Raw genomic sequence first — 18,742 nt, forward strand, 5'->3', positions numbered from 1 at the left:
GCGATTGCGTTTCCGTCTGGAGCTGCGTGAAACAAAGGCGGAAGGATCACGCGCGGCGAGGGGACGCCGCGCGTGCCGTCGCATCAGGATTTGGAGGGTATCCGAGCGACCATCCGCAGAGAGGTCGTCAACTCCTCCATCTGCAGCCAGGGGCGCATCCAGGCCACCGCATTGTAGGCGCCCGGCTTGCCAGGAATCTCCTGAACGGTGACCCTGGCATCGCGCAACGGGTATTTGGCGCGCGATTCCTCGCCCGCCTCGTCATTGGCGTTGACGTAATTGGCGATCCAGCGGTTCAGCCAGGCCTCGCAATCTTCCGCTTCCATGAAGGAGCCGATCTTATCGCGGCCCATGACCTTGAGGTAATGGGCGAAGCGGGACGTCGCCATCATGTAGGGAAGACGGGCGGAGACCGCCGCGTTGGCATTGGCTTCCGGCCGGTCGTAAAGCTTCGGCTTGTGGGTCGTCTGCGCGCCGAAGAACACGGCATAGTCGGTGTTCTTGTAGTGGCAGAGCGGCAGGAAGCCGAGTTTGCCGAGTTCGGCATCGCGGCGGTCGGTGATGCCGACCTCGGTCGGGCACTTGAGGTCGAGATCGCCATCGTCGCTGGAGAAGATGTGCATCGGCAGGCCTTCGACCTTGCCGCCGTTTTCCGCGCCGCGGATCGCCGTGCACCAGCCGCTCTTGGCGAAGGCCTCGGTCAGCCGCGTGCCCATGACATAGGCTGCATTCATCCAGCAATAATTGTCATGCGGCAGTTCGCCGGTATTGGAGCCGCCCGTTTCGTCGTAGTTGAATTCGTCGATCGGGCTGGTCTTCGGGCCATAGGGCATGCGAGCGAGGACGCGCGGCATGGCGAGCGTCACGAACCGCGAATCGTCGCTGTCGCGGAAGCTGCGCCACTTGGCATATTCGACCGTATCGAAGATCTTTTCGAGGTCGCGCGGCTTGGCGACTTCGCGGAAGTCCTCGAAACCGAACATGCGCGGGCTGGCTGCGGAGATGAATGGCGCGAAAGCGGCGGCGGCGATCATCGACACGCCCTGCAGCAGCTGAACGTCATCAAACGAATTGTCGAATTCGTAATCACCGATGAGCGCGCCCATCGGCTCGCCGCCCGGCGTGCCGAACTCGTCTTCATAAACGGACTTGAAAAGGCGCGACTGGTCGAACTCGACCGCCTTGGCCAGATCCTTGGAGATTTCGCGCTTGGAGGCGTTCAGCACGCGGATCTTCAGGTTGACGCTGGTCTCGGTGTTCTTGACCAGATAGTTGAGGCCGCGCCAGGCGCCTTCGAGCTTCACGAATTCGGGCGCCTGCATGATCGCCGCAAGCTGCCTGGAGATCGTCTTGTCGATCTCGGCGATCGCATTGTTCAAGGTGACGGTCAGATTGCGGTCATAGGTGACCGTGCCTTTGAGGGCCTGGTCGGTGAGGGTGCGCAGGAGATCCTGGGCGCGGTTCGGTTCCGTCTGGCGGGTCGCCGCGACCACCTTCATGAGAAGGTCCTGATCCGGAACGAAATCGATCTGTTCCGTCGTTTGCAGTTGCGTGTCAGCGCTCATGTCTCAAATCCTTGTTCCGGGGAGCTGCGCTCTCGAAGTGTTGACGCCTTCGAGGAAGCGGCTGCTCCAACCAACAGATGGGCGGGAATTCAAGGCGCGCAGTCGCCCGCGCGCCGGTGACACTCAGTTGACCGCGTCTTTTTTCTTGTCGCTGCCGAGCTGGGCGACGAGCTGGGAAAGGTCGGCCTTGTTCTGCAGGATCTCCTCCAGGAGCCGTTCCAGCTCTTCGGAACGGTCGGCCTTGCTCATCAGGTCGCGGAGTTCGTTGCGGGCATTGAGCAGGGCTTTCAGCGCCGGCACCTGGTTGACGACGGAGCCCGGTTCGAAATCCTCCATGCTTTCGAATTTCAATGAAACCGGAAGCTCGGTTCCGTCGTTCTGCAATGTGTTCTCGACGGAAATGGTGAGCCCCGGGGTCATGCGGCGCATCACGTCGTCGAAATTGTCCCGGTCGATCTGGACGAACTTGCGCTCGCCGAACGGTTTCAACGGCTGGGTCGGATTGCCGGAGAAATCGCCCAGCACACCGACCACGAAGGGCAGTTCCTTCACCACCATCGCGCCTTCGGTCTCCACTTCATATTTGATGTGGACCCGGGGTTTGCGAACCCTTTCCAGTTTCTCATGCACACTTGCCATCGGGATTCTCCTTCCTGCCATCGGCAGATTACGAATTCAGACTTTTGTAGATTGCTGTCGGGCGGCAGCCCGCATGCGGTCGTACCCCCTCAACCTCCCCTGTCGGCTGAGGGCTGGATGCCGGCCGCCGTCAGCACTGCGTTGCGCGCATGCTGCTCGGGCAGGAGCTCGGCAAGAAGCTCGGAAAAATCCATGCGGCCGCGGCGCACGAGCGTCTCGATCGACATGGAAATCGGTGAATGGGGTTCGGTCCGGCGAAAATACCGCGCCACCGCGATCAGCAGATCGAAGGCCTCCTCGCGGGAACGAATCGTTTCGGCGGTGACCGGTCGGGGCTGGGCAGCAGGCTCCGCTTCGGCCTCGTTCGTGTTGGCGGGATTGAGATCCGGCTTGTGCGATGCCTGCTGTGCCGGAACAGGAACGGAGGCGTCAATGCCCGCCAGAACGCGAATTGCAGAAGCCGCCTCATGCAGAACATTGCGTGTATTCGAACTCGGCGGCGCCTGATCACCGCAGCGGGCGTCAAGTATAGCGACCAGACGGTCGAAAGCGGCGATGCATTCCGTGAGTACCGTCAGGTGGCCTGACATGCGTGCGACACCCGCTTCCGTCGCTGCCTGCTGCAATTCCTGGCGCCGCTCGCTCTCGGTCGCCCGCTGGGAAAGCTGGAAATCCCAAAGCGAAAATTGAGCGAACTTGCCGCCAGGAATCAACGAAGTCAGACGGATCGCCTGGATGATCGTTCCTTCGCCGCCGACGCCGTTCAGACCGGCGAGGGGCGCAAACCGTTCCTCCAAATCGTCGTCGCCGATCGAATGCAAAGAGTCAAAATGGTTGTCTAAAAGCGACATCATGGCCTCATAGACGTCCCGCAATCCCTCGAACCCTCGCAGCCGCAACTGAGCCTCGGCCAACCAGGCCAATACTTCGATGTCCTTGCTCACGGAAGAAAGGATTTGCAATCCAAGATTGTTTACGTCATGCCAGGCAGGTGAAAGCCCAATAGTTTCACCCGGAACTATTCCTCGCTCGGCGGTTCTTGCGACGCTTCTGGCGTCCTTAATTCTATAGTATATTTCACGCACCGAAGTATTAGTTCGGACGTTTTCTCCGCATGGAGCATTTTCTTCAAATGGATCGGCTATTTTTGGCACATTCACGCTATCATATTCTCCAAAAATGGGAGCATAAATTCGCGGTTCGTCATCCTGTTGATCATATACTGGCTTGTCAAGCTCCCGAAGACGGTGACAGTTTCATGACAACTATCGAGATCGTTATTTTTTGACATAGCGCAACTTTTGATCTGGACAAGGTCTGGTGAGCGCCCTAGTTGTTGCCTCGCATCTCGAAAGAACACTGCACCCGACGAAAAAATACAGGGCTTGCCGGATGTCGCACATCGATCTCAGTCGTCTGATCAGAACGCTTGAGCCAAGTTTGCGTGTCGGTCTTGAGACAGCCGCTTCGCTTGCTGCGCGTCATCAGCAACCGGTCGTCGAGGTCAGCCACTGGCTTCGGGCGCTTCTGGACATCCAAGGAGTGTCTGCCGTTTTCGAGGATCTCAGCGTCCCTTCGGAAACGCTGCGCACCGAGCTCGATGCGGCGATTGCCGATATACGCCGGGAGGACGGCGCATCGCTCGTACTCTCCCAGAACCTGCTTTCGCTGGCGCGCGAAGCCTGGCTCGTCGCCTCGCTTCAATACGGGCGCAGCACCATTACCCTGGCCGATCTGCTTGCTGGATTGACCGCCGACCAGGCTCTGCGCGCGGTGGTGCGCGGCATCGCGCCGTCGATGCGCAGCCTCGACCGCACGCGTCTCGATGATAAGCTTGAAAAAGCGAAGGCCGATCAGGCGGATAACTCATCCGGGCCGGTTTTGTCGAAGCCGGCCTTTTCATCGGCGGAAAACGAATTTCTGCGCCTCTATACCCGCGACATGACCGCCGATGCCCGCGCCGGAAAGATCGATCCCGTCATCGGTCGCGACCGCGAGCTGCGCCAGCTGATCGACATCCTCATGCGGCGGCGGCAGAACAATCCGATCCTGGTCGGCGAGGCCGGCGTCGGCAAGACGGCGGTCGCGGAAGCGCTCGCCCAGGAGATTGCTGCGGAAACCGTGCCCGAGCGGCTGAAGCAGGTGAAGCTGCTGCTGCTCGACCTCAGTCTGCTGCAGGCCGGTGCCGGCGTGAAGGGTGAATTCGAACGGCGGCTGCATGGCGTCGTGGACGCCGTGAAAGCTTCGCCCGAGCCGATCATCCTGTTCATCGACGAAGCGCATGGCCTGATCGGCGCCGGCGGGCAGGCGGGGCAGGGCGATGCTGCGAATATTCTCAAGCCCGCCCTGGCGCGGGGCGAATTGCGAACCATCGCGGCCACGACCTGGAGCGAATACAAGCGCCATATCGAGAAGGATGCGGCACTGACGCGGCGCTTCCAGGTGGTGCATGTGCAAGAGCCGGATGAAGAGACGGCTGTCCGGATGCTGCGTGGGGTGGCCGAGAGCCTGAAGTCCCACCACAAGGTACGGATCCGCGACGAGGCGCTGGTCGCCGCCGTCCGCCTTTCGGCCCGCTATTTGCCGGCGCGGCAGCTTCCCGACAAGGCGATCAGCCTGATCGATACGGCTGCGGCTGGCGTTGCGCTGGCGCGGCAGACGTCGCCGGAAGCGGTGAAGCTGCTCGACAATGAGCGTGACCTTCTGGGGACCGAGGCCAGATGGCTGGCAGGCGAGCCCGAAACGCCGGAAAACCTTGCGCGCCTTGCCGAGATTGCCCGGGAACGCGATGCGATCACCGCCGAAGCCGAAGCCTTGCGCGCGAAGTTCGACGAGGAAATGCGGCTTGCGCGCGAAGCTGATCGCCTTGAAGAGGTCTTTTCGCATGACCCCGCCATCGTGCCGTTATCTCCGGCCGGCGAGGCGAGCGGCAGCACCAATGTCGCGCCTTTCCCGCCGCAGGCGATGACGCCCGAAAGCGCCCGCACCGCTTTTGCCAGCACCGAGCGAAGCCTTATGGCGGTCGCCGGCGAAATGCCGCTCGTGCCGCGTGTCGTCGACAAGGAGTCGGTCGCCGCGGTCGTTGCCCGCTGGACCGGTATCCCGGTCGGCAAGCTCCTGTCCGACCAGGTGGAGACGGTGAAGACGCTGGATGCGCGGCTGAAGGAGCGCGTGCTCGGCCAGGATGCGGCAATCGAGCGGATCGCGTCGACCATGCGGGCTGCCCGCGCCGGTCTTACCGATCCGCGCCGGCCGCCGGCCGTCTTCCTGCTCGTCGGCATGTCCGGCACCGGCAAGACGGAAACGGCGCTGTCGCTCGCCGACATGCTTTATGGCGGCAGCCGGTATCTCACGACCATCAACATGTCGGAGTTCAAGGAAGAACACAAAATCTCGATGCTGCTCGGCTCGCCGCCCGGTTATGTGGGCTATGGTGAAGGCGGCGTCCTGACGGAAGCCGTGCGGCGCCGGCCCTATGGGGTGCTGCTGCTCGACGAGATCGACAAGGCGCATCCGGGCGTCCAGGAAATCTTCTACCAGGTGTTCGACAAAGGAACGCTGCGCGACGGCGAAGGCCGCGACATCGATTTCAAGAACACCACGATCTTCATGACGGCCAATACGGGCTCGGAACTGCTCGCGGCCCTTGCCGCCGATCCGGACACGATGCCGGAAGGCGAGGCGCTCGAAGCGCTCCTGCTTCCCGAGTTGCAGAAACATTTCAAGCCGGCCTTCCTCGGGCGCACCACGGTGCTGCCCTTCATGCCGCTCGGCCGCGAAACGCTGTCCGGCATCGTCGATATCCAGATCGGACGCATTCGCGAACGCGTCGACGCGGCCTACGGCACGGTGCTCGACCTGTCGGCCGACGCGCGGGAAGCCTTGATCTCCAGGGCGAAAGCCAGCGAGATGGGCGCCCGCGCCATCGAGATCATGATAGCTCGCGATCTTCTGCCCGTGCTTTCCACCTTTTTCCTCGATGCCGTCACGGAAGGCCGGGAGAGCGCCGCCATCACCATCAATTTCGACGGTAAGCGTTTCGGCATCGATGCCGAGAAGAGCACGGCCGTCCAACAAAAATTCGCCGAACCGGATCATAGCCGGCAGGCGGATGAAGAACCCTCGGGCCGCAAGCGCACCCGGGGAGGAGCAAGACGAAAGGCAACTGCGCCTTAGACGCAACTAGGCACTTAATCCGATAATAGGAGAGCTGATAGCATGCCGATTTATCTGCAGATCGACGGTATTCAGGGTGACGCAACCCATGAACAGCACCGCAAGTGGATGGATATCGAAGCCATCCATTGGAACGTTGCCCGCAACATGAACACGTCTGCCGGTTCCGCGGCAAACCGTGAAGCTTCCGAGCCGACTGTCTCGGAAGTCATCCTCACCAAGGTCAGCGACTCCTCGTCGACCAAACTTTTCCAGGAAGCCTGCTCGGGCCGCACCGGCAAGCGTACTGTGATCCACCTGGTGACGACCGGTAACCCGGGCGACACGTATATCGAATACTCGCTGACCAACACGCTGATCGCCAGCTACTCGATCGATTCGAACGGCGACCGCCCGATCGAAACGATCAAGCTGAACTTCACCAAGATGGAAGTGAAGTACACGCCGTACGACGAGAATCATTCGCCGCAGTCGCCGATGATCGCGTCCTATGACCTTTCCACGGCCAGGGCTGCCTAAGGCCTCTCAACATTTTTCGACGCCGGCTCTTTTCGGCCGGCGTCGTATCGATGCGCTACCCCACCCGTCTCCGCCTGAGCTGATGACGGACGTTTTCGCAGACAGTTGAGAGATATTTTTCGGCTTTGGACAATGGGAGATGATCGTGGCATCCGCAAATCAACGCTTGAGCGATATTCTTGTAAAGCTTCCCAAATATAAGTCCCAATGGGAGCTGAATGTCGCCAGCCCCTATGTGCGCGCATATGACGCCGCAGTATTGAGTTACAACAACGAAATGAAGGCCCAAGGCGAGCGCGATCGCGCCACCGCCGAGATGTTTGTGCTGGCAGCTTCGGTCTTGACCGGCAGCGTCATGATGGCCGCCTTTGCCACGACCTCGGTACGCGTGCTGGCGGGCCGCGCGATTGTCCGCGTGATCTGCAATAACAATCTCAACCGTACTTTCAATCTGATGGCCGCCGCCAACAGCAACAAGGCGTTCATGTTCGCGCTGGGCGGTGTTCTGGACGAGGCCAAGAAGGTCGCCAACAAGCAGGTGACGAAACTTGCGGAAGGCCTGACGAGCACCGGGACGCAGGTCTCCGCACCGACGTCGGTCAACTACGAGTCACGTCTCATGGACTTCATCCGTGCCAGCCATATCTGCACGCATGAATTCATCGAAGGCGTGAAGGAAGACAATTCGATCGGCGAGACGGACAAGGGGAAGGTTGCCGATATGGCGTCCAGGATCCCGTTCTGCAATCCGCCGACCGGCAGCAGCATCGACGAAAAGAAGCTGGCCGAGAAAATGGAGCTGCTCTTCTATATGAGCGCAGTCCTGGATTCCGACAGGCTCGTCACCTACGCGCCGTCTTATGGCGGAAGCGTCGGTGCCATAGGCCGCGAAACGAAATACGGCGAAAAGTCGATCTCGCAGATGCCGTCCGACCCCCGTTACCCGAAGGCCGTTCATCCCCGATTCAACGGCAGGCCTTTTGCGTCCTACGATCCGGGCCAGCGCATCGAATACGAGAGTATCGGCTCCGGTATCCGGGAGCGCGTCAACAAGCTCAGCATCAGCACCGGGAACGGACCCTTCTATCCGAACCAGAGTTTTGTGGAGAGGAAGCTGTTCGACCCGACCGGCCACGCACAGATGATGAAGGCCGAGCAGATCATCAACAAGCTCTACAACGACGCCCGCCCCAGGCAATTGACAGACGTGCGGATGATCTGAGGTGCAGCGGATGCAGTTGATCGGTTTATCTTCGTCATCGGCTCGGGCCGGCACCATTCTGCGGTGGTCGCGGAATGTCGCCCTGGCCTTTGCCATGACGGTATCGGCGCCCGCCCTTGCATCGGCCTCCGGCGAAATCGACGAAGCTCTTCTTCGGATGGAGCAGGTCGGCCCACGCCTTTCGGCAATGCCGTCGGCGGTGGGAAGCGTCGTGAAAGCCGCGACCGATCGAGGGGATGCCGAGGCTTCCAAGGCTGGACCCATCCTGGAACCTGCCGTCCGCGCTTCGTTCGATCCGAAAGGCATGGTCGCGGAGATATCGGACAGCCTGGCCGAGGTCGCTGACGGGAAAACAGACCCGGCAGCCTTGGCCAAGGCCGCCGCGGCCTTCGAGGATGGACGCAAGAAAATCGCCGAGATGTATGCAGGCCAGGATCAGGCGACTGCAAAACAGATCGAGGCCCGCATCGCCACCGATGACGGTTCCCGCATCAGACAGCTGGCCGATCTGATGGCGGCACCGGACCTGGCTGCCGAAACCGCGCTGACGGCGCAGGTCATGTATGTCTCGCTGGAGGCATTTTCCGACGCAAATTCGGCCGAGCTTGCATCCACATCCCCGGAGAAACTGAAGTCCGAGCTTGGAGGCGTCATCGCATCCCTGCGCGACAGGACTGAGAACGAAAAGCCGGTGCCCAAGGATGTCGCGCGCATGGAAGAAAAGGCGCGGCTGACGGTTACTCTTGCGCTTCTGCCAAACGAAGATCTTTTGGTTCTTTCGGACTTTTATCAAAGCGCGGAAGGCATGGCCAAACGGCAAGCGCTTGTCGAAAGTTACAAGCAGGTATCCGACCAGGCCAATAGCAGGATGCTCGCAGAATATTTCTCGGCATTGGCGGGTTATCTCAAAACTCATCCCCGACCGCAGCAACAGTAGTTGAGCGTTTCAAGACGGGACTTGACGTATGGACGATTTACAATCCTTTGCCGCCGATTTCATCCAGGCGAGCCGTATCCTGAAAATTGTCTCGCCGCTCGGCGAGGACCAGCTTCTGCCGGAGCGGGTGACGATCGAGGAAGGGGTTTCCTCGCTCTTCGAGATCAAGCTGTCGGTGCGCGCCAAGAAGCCGGTGGTCAAGCCGGAAGAGCTGATCGGGAGGCTGATGGATGTTTCGATCGAGGTGCAGCAGGGTGAAGGGGAGGGTGGCGTGCGCCGTCCGTTCAACGGCCTGGTGACCGAACTCAACGAAGGGCCGCCGGTCACTCGGGGCCTCAGATCCTATTCCATGGTGCTGCGGCCGCAGATGTGGCTTCTGTCGCGACGTTCGGACTGCCGTATCTGGATGGACAAGACGGCCATCGATATCGTCGAGACGCTGTTTTCCGAGCACGGCATTCCAGCGCCCGACACGTCCGGCATCGTCACTCCACCGCCGCCGCAACATTATTCGGTGCAGTGGAACGAGACGGACCTTGCCTATCTCACCCGCCGTTTCGAAGAGGACGGGCTGTTCTACTGGTTCAGCCATGAGGACGGCAAACACAAGCTGCATGTGGGAGACAGCGCCAGTTCCTGGCTTGGCCCATCCCCTTTGGCGCAGGGCGAAGGGCGGGTGCGTCTGGCGCAAGGATCGTCGGACCGCAACCATATCAGCGACTGGAGCCGGCGGTATTCCTACGTGCCGGGCCAGCGCGCCGGCGCCGACTGGAATTTTGAGACGCCGCGCATGGTGCCGGGAACGATGACGCCGTCGCTCGTCCAGATGCCCGAGGCGATCAAGCGCGAACTCTACGAATACCCGGCCCGCATATCCACGGTTGCCCAAGCCGAGCGCGCCGAAAAACTGCGCATGCAGGCGAGCGAGGCGGATCACGACCGCGTCTCAAGCTCCTCGACATCCCGAATCCTCGAAGTCGGACGTCGGTTCACCCCTTACGAGGTGGCCCATCCCGACCATGTCTACGAGGAGCACGTGGTGACCAAGATGACCCAGAAGGTCGTCGATCGATCCTATGAGACCAATACGAACGAGCCGGAATATACCAACACGTTCGAAGCGACCCCATCCCGCGTGCCGATGACGCCGCATCGGGAAACCAGACGCCCGCGGATCGAAGGCGCGCAGGTGGCGATCGTCGCCGGTCCGGCCGGTGAGGAAATCCATCCGGACCAGTACGGGCGCATCAAGCTCTGGTTCCCCTGGGACCGGAAGGCGAAGAAGGACGGCTCCGACACTTGCTGGGTACGCGTGGCGCAGAACTGGGCCGGCTCAACCTGGGGCGGACAGGTCATTCCACGCATAGGCATGGAAGTCATGGTCGCCTTCATCGACGGCGATCCGGACCGGCCGCTGGTCACGGGCGTCGTCCCGAACCCGTCGAACGGGGTGCCCTACGACCTGCCGGCCAACAAGACGCGCATGGTGATGCGCTCCAATACCCATAAAGGCAGCGGCTTCAACGAGATGACGTTCGAGGACGATGCCGGCCGGGAGAACATGTTCTTCCACGCCCAGAAGGACCAGACCACCCGCGTCCTCAACGACCGAACCAAGCGCGTCGACAGGCATGAAGTGTCGGCGATCGGTGCCAACCGCACGGTCGAAGTCGGCGGCAACCAGAAACACGAGGTCGGCGGCTCGATGAACACCGTCGTCGGTGGCACAGGGCCGATGGCCATGGCGCTGATGGGAGCGGTGCAAGGTTTGTCTGGCCACACGGCCGGTCTTGTCGCTCAGGCAGCCGAGATTGCCGGCGGCGGCGGGCCAGGTGTGGCGGCTTTTGCCGGAACGCTGGCCTCCTCGGCTCTCGGCTTCCTTGGCGCAGGTGGTCTTGGCAGCCGCGAGGGAGTCGTATTGGGGCCCAGTCCGCGTGCCGATGCCGGTGCGGCACTGGCCAGCTCAGGTACCGGCGTGGGCGATGCGGTCTCTAGCCTGTTTCCACTGCCCGGCATCATGAACACCATTGTCGGTTCTTTCAAATCGGACACGATCGGTATCGCCCGCGCCGAACAGATCGGCATGAGTAAAGTGACTAACGTGGGCCAGACATCTTTGGAAAGCGTGGGGAAGTTCAAGAAGATCGCAGTTGGCGAGGAATTTGTCATCGAGTGCGGCGATTCCAAATTCATCATGAAGGCCAATGGCGAAGTGATCATCCTCGGCAAGACATTCAATTTCGTCGCCACCGATCATTTCCAGATGCGCGGTAAGCCGATCGATCTCAATTAGGAGGAGCGGCCTTGGAACTTGTCAATCGGCTGCCTTTTCCTGCGCTGGCCTTCCGCCAATTTGACACCGTCGGCAATCTCGATTGCGTGGTGGCAGTTCGCGGTACTTTCGTGCATCGCCAGGGCGAACCGCTGGCAGTTGCGCCTGAACAGGAAGACTTTCAGTGGGAGGATGCCTATGGTGGAGACCCTCACGCTCATCCTCTCTTGCGCCAGACGGACCTCACACCGGAGAAGGGTGGGACCGACATCACGTTTCTCGGCAATGCTTATGCGCCGGGCGGCGTCCCGATGCCTTCGTGGCCGATAAGTTTACAGGTCGGCCGGGTAGCCAAACGGCTCGAAGTCCACGGTGCACGCTTTTGGCGCCCCGTGATCAAAGAGAAGTGGGCCGGATTTTCCGCAAGGAAAGCAAAGCGTGTACTCACGGATTGGCAGCTGACGGAGGCCGAGCCGGCGTCTCTAGTGCCGGTTTGCTGGACCAAAGCTTATGGTGGTGAAATTTCGGGTACGGGCGATCCTGGGTCTGAAACGTCGGCAGATGTGGAAGCCAGCAATCCGCTCGGTTGCGGCATCGTGAATCTCGATATGCCAGCGGCTGATGTGCCTGTCGCCGCACCGCAAATCACCCTGCCAGGACAGAAGCTCGACTGGCGGGAACGGATCGAGCCGCAGGGGCTGGGCCTTGTATCGCCCTGGTGGCGATGCCGCCAGCAATACGCCGGGACGTATGACGATGCGTGGTTGGATGAGCGGCACCCACTGCTTCCGCGGGATTTCGACCCGCGTTTTTGGCAATGCGCCCATCCGGATCTTATCGCGAGGCCATATTTGATCGGAGACGAAGCCTACGAGATCCGACACCTCCATCCCAGTCACACCGTTGCTGAAGGGCGCCTGCCCGGCTTGGTGCTTGGCGTTCATTGCCTGCGCGAGGGAACTGGTGATTGGCGGGTTCTGAATCTTGACGGGCTGCATTTCGACTGGCGTTTCGATGACCGGGTCATTTTTACTTGGCGTATTCGGTTCCCTTTGCCGGAGGCGTCCGACGCGAAGCTCACGCTGACGCGCATTCGCCTGCCGGCCCCTCCGCCCGAACCGGTAGCTGCGGCGCAGTCAGGGACGGAAGATACTGTTCGTCACGCGAGGGTGGCTCGTTCGAACTATGGATCGGACCGCGGCGACTTGGGAATTTTAAGTACACGGAGACCATAAGCGACATGAGCCTTCCGTCTGTCCGCGACATTCGTATCGGCGATCCGGAATATCCCAGTCCCTGGACGACCAGCCGCCCGTTGGAAGCGCTTCGCGATATCGACGAAGCGCGGATCGTATCGCTTGCGCCGGACGTTTGCCTGACCCCCGTGGGATCGTCCGTGGTACCAATCCCTTACCCTATCGTAGATTATTGCGGCCATGACCGCAATTTCACGCCATCGGTGCGCTTCGCCGGGAAAAAGGCCATGGTTATGCGCTCATGCACCACTCATGTGCACGGTGATAAGCCGGGAGTGCGAAAAGGTGTAAAATCGGGGACGGTTGAAAGCATTTGCGAGCCGATAGGCCATGCGTCCCAAATTAGGGCGGAGGGCTCCCATGTAATCCGTCATCTGGATCGCTTCTGGATGAATAGCCGAAATACCCTGGGTGAGGCGCTTTTCGTTCGGAACACTAGAACCTTCGTTGCGCCCAAGGACGATGATCCCGTTTGGGGCTCATTGCGCTACGCACAACTTGCTGCAAACGATGATCCAAACACTGCTTCGGATGCAACGCCGCCCGGCGCGGTTCTGGGCTACGTGGCCCCTCTGGGGGGGCTTCCGGCGCTTACTGGAGGGGGGACGGCGGCCGGCGGCGCAGTCGCGGGAGGCGGCGCGACCGCTGTCGGAGGAGGTGCCGCGACTGCAACCGGTGTCGGTCTTGGAACCGTCTTGCTCGGAATAGGCGCTTTTGCTCTGGGTGTATTATACCCCACCAACAAGACCAATTTTTCCGACTTCATTCCACAGGACGATTATGAGCGACAGCTTGTTCAGGACGCGTCCCAACGGATAGGCCGGCTTCCGATCTGGGACGGCGGTCAATCCATAAAACAAGAGACGCTTTCTCAGATATATCAGCGCAGGCAAACTCAAACTCAAACTCAAACCCAGACCTTGACGGGGCCGCGTCCCCAGGCTGCCCCGCTTCCTGAGACCGGAAATGGCCGCGTCAGTAATCCGCGGTGCCATGTGCTGCCGATCTATTTCACAACGCCTGCGCGCGGCACGAGAACGGAAATGCAAAGGCAACTGGCCCTACAGCAGGGCGTCTTGAATGGTAAAGACCCATGCACGGCCGCCGCCGATATTGCGCGGTATCCTGCTAACAAGTCGATCGGCGAAGCTGCAAGGCCTATCGAGCGCCAGCGTTTGCTGACCGCGCGAGCAACCCAGATCCGGGCACTTAATCCTAGCCTATCGCCTGCACAAGCAATGGCTCGGGCCCAGCAGTCGGCTGCTCGCCAGGATGCCATCCATACTCTCGACATGGTTGCTGGCGGGCAGCCAACGGTGTTCTCCGGGCTCGGTGGTCGCAGCGAGAACCGGTCCATAGGGTCACAATGGGGAGGTGGCAAAGCTGCAATCCTCAACACTTATGCTACAAATCAATGCCAAAACGGCTGCCCCCGAATGCAAACGGCCCTGATCGCGATTTAAGGAGATACGGATGACCGCAGCAGAGTTTCTTGAGGCCCGAGGCAAGCCCCATGACGCAAGGAAGATCTCTCAGGATGAAGCGGAAAGCGGCGCCGGGCGCGTTCCGGAGGATCTGATAGAGTTCTGGATGCAATATGGCGTGGGGTACTATGCCAACAGGAACTATTGGCTTTGCACGCCAGTTCTTTTCGAGGGTTTCTTCCGCAGGCTGTTGGCCAATGTGCCAGAACTGAAGGCTGATGACCTTGTCGCCTTCGGATATTCGAGCCTCGGTACGGTCAATCTCTGGCATAGGGCAGGACGACATTTCACTTTTTCGCTTGATGTTGGGCTACTGATGGATTTGACGAGCCGAAGCCGAACCGATCCTCCGCCCCATGACCTAGAGGAGATATATCGTGCTGCCGGCATGGACATGCCTCAAAACGCGGTCGAACTGTTCCTGGAGGCCAGGTCTGCGCCGGAGGATATCTGGAACATATTGTTGGCGGCAACCAGCGCGGATACGTATAGGGCGATCTACGACGACAATGGTAAAGCCCTCACGCCGCAACTTCGCCGAAACCTGGGAGAGCTTTCGCAGGATGAAATTTATGTTCGAGACAGGAATGCAGTCGAAAATTTGGCTGATCACTATCAAAAAATGAAGGTTTCCGAGGCTGTCTCGCGCGTGCCCGGCGAGATCCACTATTCGTTCGCAGTCGAAGTCGCAGGACAGCAGCAAATCTTGTCCCAGACGATCGTCGCTGGTCGTTAATCGGAGTTGCTGCCTTTTCCACATCTGTAGCCGTCGGCCAATCGCCCTGGCAGAAGACGTCTAATCGGAGGTTTGGCCGGTCTCGGGAGCATGGATTATCAGACAGTTCCGGCCGGCCTTCTTGGCAAGGTAGAGCGCGGCATCCGCTTGGCGCTGCAGGTGCTCCGCCGAGACGAGTTCGCGGTCTTGCTTCAGCGCCGCTACTCCAATGCTGACCGTGACATAAGGAACGACGCGGGAGGTGGGGTTCGGAAGCGACGCAGCTTCTACTCGGGTGCGAACTCTTTCGGCGACAATCATGGCTTCCTGTTCATCAGCGCCTGGGAGGAAGACGAGAAATTCTTCGCCTCCGTAACGGGCGACCTGATCCCGCTCGTCCCTCATACTGCTCTGAATGATGCCGGCAACCTTCACCAGACAGCGGTCGCCTTCGGCATGCCCGAGACTGTCGTTGAGGCGCTTGAAGTCGTCGACATCGCACATCAGCATCGCCGCGCCTCTGGTCCGTGTCAGGTCCTCGTTCCAGAAACGATAGAGCGTTTCCATCATCGAGCGCCGGTTGGCGACGCCGGTCAGCGGGTCGGTTCGTGCGAGCAGTTCCAGCTGGGAATTGGCGTCGGCGAGTTCGGCGAGGCGGCTTCGGTCTCGCAATTCCAGCAGGAAGCTCTTGTGCGCCAGGATCGTTGCTGTACGTCGGGCAACGACGGTTGCTGCCACGCCGCTTGCAAAAAATAGCGTTCCGGCCAGAGCACTTCCCACCTCGATCCCTGGATTGTGCAGTTGAAACACGAGGTAGATAGCCAGGGCCGAAGCTCCGATCGCGATCGCCCAGCCAAGCAGGATGGGAAATATAATGATGGCGGTGACGGCCACGAAAAGCATGATGGTCAGATGGCGCTCATAAAGCTCGCCACCGGCGTTGACGCCCACCAGGGCCACGGACAGGAGGATGAAAAAGACAGCCGAGAGGAGGAAAACTCCCTGCAGCCATAAGGCGCGCGGCCGCAGAAAGACCATCGCCGCGACGAGCGCTGCGGGGGGAAGGATTAATGCCGGCCAGAGCATCGACATCACGGTTCCGGTCGGAAGCAGGATCGCGTAGAGGCCCAAGGTCAGGACGTCGAGCACGCTGACCCAGATCATCCACGCGCGGATGATCTTGGCAGTCTGCGGCCAGGAGCGTTCGCGAAAAAGCCGGGCCAACTCGCCGTTGAGCCGGATATTCCGCGTGCGCCCACCCAACAGGCGCTCGACTTGTTCCACAATGGCCGGACTCGGCCTCTGGAGAGGTTTCCGCGAAGACGGTCTTGCCGATTTGGTAGAACCTGTGGTTCGCTCAGCGTCCATGTGCCGGATTTAGGGCCCAGATGACCGGCGACAAGACGGGCTGTTGCGCCGACCAGAACCGGCTCGCAAAGACCTCAGGCTGCGAGTTGTTACTTTTACGGTTTCGGTCGGCAGGGCCATCTAGTCGCTTAACGTGCGGGCCGCGTCCGCTTCCATTTGGTCAGACCTCGCTATCGGCAGCTTGATTGTAAAGACGGTTCCTTCACCCCTGACGCTGTCCACATGAATTTCGCCGCCATGCAACTCCACCACCTGCTTCACCAGGTTCAGGCCGATACCCGTCCCGGCGATGCCGGACGAACTTCTCGCCCGGAAATAGCGCCCGAACATCTTCGGCAAGTCGTCCGCGTCGATGCCGATGCCTTCGTCGCGAACGGTAATCTGGATAAAGTCGTTTTGCTGCCAACCCGTCACATAGACGTTTGGAGAGTCCGGCGCATATTTTACAGCGTTTGAGAAGAGATTGGTAAATACCTGCTCCAGCGCCGCTCCGTCGCCGTAAATAATCGAGGGAAGCCGCTCCAGATCGAGCAGGAACCGGTGCGATTTGCGTATACTTTCCTGCCGCCCACTGCAGGTCCTGATGATGTCCCCCAATGCGCATGGCTTCCGGACGATGTCGATGTGGCCGTGATCCAGGCGTCCGACGGCGAGGATGCTTTCCATCAGCTCCAGCATTCGCGAAACTGCGCTGCGGATCTGCTCCGTCTTCTCACCGATAAATTCCGATGTCACCGCGTTCTTGCGGCGAACGAGCCGTTGCGCCGCACCGTCGATGATCGAAAGCGGCGTCCGGAATTCGTGAGAAGCCATCGAGACGAATTGCCGCTGCAGCTCGTTGACCTGCCGCTCTTGATCGAGCATCCGTTCGAGTTCCGCAGCCTGACGGACAATTTCTGCGGTTCTGCTGCGCACCGTTTCCTCGAGATCATCGCGATGCTGAAGCAGTGCCCTTTCCGCACGCTTCCGCTCTGTGACGTCGACTGCGGCAATCAGTGACGCCGGACGAGTATCGAAGGCAAGTTGGCTCGAATAGATAAAGACCTCGATTTCGGCTCCGCGCGCCGTCCGGTGGTTCTGAGAACGATTGGCTTCGCTCGCATGCTCCGCACCGGTGACCGCCATTTTCATTCCTTCCCGATCCTCTGGAGGAAGGATGTCCAGGAGAGTCATGGAAAGAAAAAGGTCACGATCATAGCCGTAGTGATCAAGAGCCGCCTGGTTGACGTCGAGAAACTGAAGGCTCTCCCGGTCCTGAACCCACATTGGCAGAGGGTTTCCTTCGAACAGGAGCCGGAAGGAAGCTTCGCGCATCTTGAGATCCGTGATATCAACGCGAATCCCCACGCTTCCGCCGCCCGAAACGCGTCGTTCCTCTATCCGGACCCAGCGATTCCCCGGCAGGCGCTGCTCATGGGCACTTTTCGGCTCCGCGTGACGGACCAATCGATCGGCCAGCCATTCCTCCTCACGGCCGATCGCGTCGGGATATTGGCCAAGCTGAAGCCCGCTGCGAAGCCTGTCCTCGAAACTCATGCCCTTGACCAGGGGAGCGCCGCTGTCAGCGTAAAGCTGCTCATAGCGGCGATTCCACATCACGAATCGATCATCTTCGTCGAACAGTACCAAGCCTTCCGGGACGACCTCGAAGGCGGCCAGAAGGCGCGCATGCGCTGCTCTTGCCTCCTGCTCCGCATGCTCGGCCTGAGCGTGCGCTTGAGCAAGAGATCGTTCGGCTAGCCGCGCCTCGGTAACGTCCTCATGCGTCGAGACCCATCCTCCGTCGGCCGTACGCTGATGACAGCCTCGGATGACTTTTCCCGATCTAAGCTCTTTTATCCAGACTTGCGACGAAGCGCCGGAGTTCGTGTCTTGCGCCCATTCGAGGTACTCCTCCCTGGACATCGTGGGAAAGGCTCCGATGTCGTCCCTCAACTTTATAATCTCTTCGAGCGACTGCCCGGGGTGGATCAAGGCCGGGTCCACCCCGTAAACCTCGGCATAGCGACTGTTGGACAAAGCCAACGTACCGTCTGCATGGAAGAGACAAACCCCTTGGCTCATGCTGGCGAGTGCGGTCCGAAGCTGTTGGTCCTGGTCAAGAATCTGCTTGCGACTGCTGCTTGAGGCAAGTTGCGCGTTCACGCGCGCACCAAGCTCCCTGCCGTCGATCGTGCTTGAGACACAGTCAACCGCACCGGCCTCAAAACCAGCAATCCGTCCATCGATATCGCCCTCAGGTGTAACCAGGACCACCGGTATTTCAGACGTCACCGAACCGTGTTTCAACTGGCGGCAGATTTGGACACCGCATAGGTCCGCGAGTTTTATGTCGAGCAGGATAAGGTGGGGTTGTGACGCCTCCACGATCGCTTGCAGGTTCTCCAGGCGGTCGAAGGCTGAAGCAAACGAAAGCTCGATGTTTTCCGCCGGCAATCGGCTGAGGTCCAGATTAGCGGCATCCGCGCCGATGACGAGAATTGCGGTCCGTCGATGAGCAATGCCTTGGGCGATCACCATCGAGGCTGCCCGGCTGTCTGGAGCCGCGGGCAGCGAAGATGAGGATAATTGAACGGGAACCGCTATCGT

13 protein-coding genes are annotated in these 18,742 nt (G+C 60.2%); 8 read left to right on the top strand and 5 right to left on the bottom strand.

From position 1 onward, the window contains the following. Positions 1-83: 83 nt before the first annotated feature. The 3 genes from tssC to tssA form a co-directional block, all read right to left on the bottom strand. On the bottom strand, positions 84-1,565 hold the full coding sequence (tssC, locus tag J2857_RS20635; protein WP_210011974.1) for a type VI secretion system contractile sheath large subunit: 1,482 nt from the start codon (positions 1,563-1,565) through the stop codon (positions 84-86). Positions 1,566-1,688: 123 nt separating this feature from the next. Then, on the bottom strand, positions 1,689-2,204 hold the full coding sequence (tssB, locus tag J2857_RS20640) for a type VI secretion system contractile sheath small subunit (protein WP_210011975.1): 516 nt from the start codon (positions 2,202-2,204) through the stop codon (positions 1,689-1,691). Between the two features lie 89 nt (positions 2,205-2,293). Further along, a complete protein-coding gene (gene tssA, locus J2857_RS20645) occupies positions 2,294-3,364 on the bottom strand; it encodes a type VI secretion system protein TssA (protein WP_210011976.1) in 1,071 nt (356 codons plus the stop codon). Positions 3,365-3,596: 232 nt separating this feature from the next. Between tssA and tssH the strand changes: the two genes are divergently transcribed. From tssH to J2857_RS20685, 8 genes are all read left to right on the top strand, one after another. Next, positions 3,597-6,380, top strand: coding sequence for a type VI secretion system ATPase TssH (gene tssH / locus J2857_RS20650; protein ID WP_210011977.1), 2,784 nt, complete (start codon positions 3,597-3,599; stop codon positions 6,378-6,380). Between the two features lie 42 nt (positions 6,381-6,422). Further along, a complete protein-coding gene (locus tag J2857_RS20655) occupies positions 6,423-6,899 on the top strand; it encodes an Hcp family type VI secretion system effector (RefSeq protein ID WP_113128141.1) in 477 nt (158 codons plus the stop codon). Between the two features lie 139 nt (positions 6,900-7,038). Further along, on the top strand, positions 7,039-8,121 hold the full coding sequence (locus J2857_RS20660; RefSeq protein ID WP_245363629.1) for a hypothetical protein: 1,083 nt from the start codon (positions 7,039-7,041) through the stop codon (positions 8,119-8,121). Positions 8,122-8,215: 94 nt separating this feature from the next. After that, positions 8,216-9,058 carry a hypothetical protein gene (locus J2857_RS20665; RefSeq protein WP_210011979.1) on the top strand — a complete coding sequence of 281 codons (843 nt, stop codon included), beginning with the start codon at positions 8,216-8,218 and terminating at the stop codon, positions 9,056-9,058. Between the two features lie 28 nt (positions 9,059-9,086). After that, positions 9,087-11,351 carry a type VI secretion system tip protein TssI/VgrG gene (tssI, locus tag J2857_RS20670; protein WP_210011980.1) on the top strand — a complete coding sequence of 755 codons (2,265 nt, stop codon included), beginning with the start codon at positions 9,087-9,089 and terminating at the stop codon, positions 11,349-11,351. 11 nt (positions 11,352-11,362) lie between these two features. Next, positions 11,363-12,565 carry a DUF2169 family type VI secretion system accessory protein gene (locus J2857_RS20675; protein ID WP_210011981.1) on the top strand — a complete coding sequence of 401 codons (1,203 nt, stop codon included), beginning with the start codon at positions 11,363-11,365 and terminating at the stop codon, positions 12,563-12,565. Between the two features lie 5 nt (positions 12,566-12,570). Beyond that, positions 12,571-14,049 carry a PAAR-like domain-containing protein gene (locus J2857_RS20680; protein ID WP_210011982.1) on the top strand — a complete coding sequence of 493 codons (1,479 nt, stop codon included), beginning with the start codon at positions 12,571-12,573 and terminating at the stop codon, positions 14,047-14,049. Between the two features lie 10 nt (positions 14,050-14,059). Further along, entirely contained in the window at positions 14,060-14,806 is a 747-nt protein-coding gene (locus J2857_RS20685) for a GAD-like domain-containing protein (protein ID WP_210011983.1), read from the top strand. Positions 14,807-14,866: 60 nt separating this feature from the next. On the opposite strand, the gene J2857_RS20690 is transcribed toward J2857_RS20685, so the two are convergent. Together J2857_RS20690 and J2857_RS20695 are read right to left on the bottom strand one after the other, a co-directional pair. Then, a complete protein-coding gene (locus tag J2857_RS20690) occupies positions 14,867-16,153 on the bottom strand; it encodes a GGDEF domain-containing protein (protein WP_210011984.1) in 1,287 nt (428 codons plus the stop codon). A 120-nt stretch (positions 16,154-16,273) separates the two neighbouring features. After that, the gene (locus tag J2857_RS20695) at positions 16,274-18,673 is read right to left on the bottom strand and encodes a PAS-domain containing protein (protein ID WP_210011985.1); all 2,400 of its coding nucleotides are present in this window, start codon (positions 18,671-18,673) and stop codon (positions 16,274-16,276) included. Between the last annotated feature and the right edge of the window lie 69 nt (positions 18,674-18,742).

The organism is Neorhizobium galegae, from assembly GCF_017877055.1.
Taxonomy (GTDB): Bacteria; Pseudomonadota; Alphaproteobacteria; order Rhizobiales; family Rhizobiaceae; genus Neorhizobium; species Neorhizobium galegae_D.